The 449-nt window shown below is 44.1% G+C and carries 1 protein-coding gene; it reads right to left on the minus strand.

Annotated features, from left to right (window positions below):
• Positions 1-112: 112 nt before the first annotated feature.
• Positions 113-449 (minus strand): hypothetical protein (locus AC1RPJ_RS07815; RefSeq protein ID WP_481762848.1); only part of this gene is annotated, 337 nt, incomplete at its 5' end.

Raw genomic sequence — 449 nt, forward strand, 5'->3', positions numbered from 1 at the left:
GTAAGTAGCAGAGTTTCCGCTATAGCATTTGCATTAGCAGCTGAATTCTGCTGAGTCAGAATAGACTCAGCCACGGCATTTGCGTTTACCTGCGCCATGACTGAGCCTCCCGTTAATTAATATGGTTTATTACTGGTTTGGACGCGAGCACAGCGGAATTTGTCCAAGCCACATTACCATTAGGGTCTTTCTCAACAATCTTCGCTGTATAAGATGGTGTTGCTCCTGCTACAGCGAATGAAGCTCCGTCTGATTCAGATGATCCACTGATAACTCCTATAGAGACCGATGGAGTAGACGTTGATGCCTTTGTAAAATATCCTTCTACTTGTACAGCTTTTACCGAATATCCCGCAGGAATCGTATCGGTAGAAGAATAAATATCCTTATCTCCCGGAGTATTCGAGGTCACATAATTTGCAGACTGCGAAGACATAGCTGGTTGACTT

This window comes from Dellaglioa sp. CoH-57-MRSF-17 (assembly GCF_056782015.1).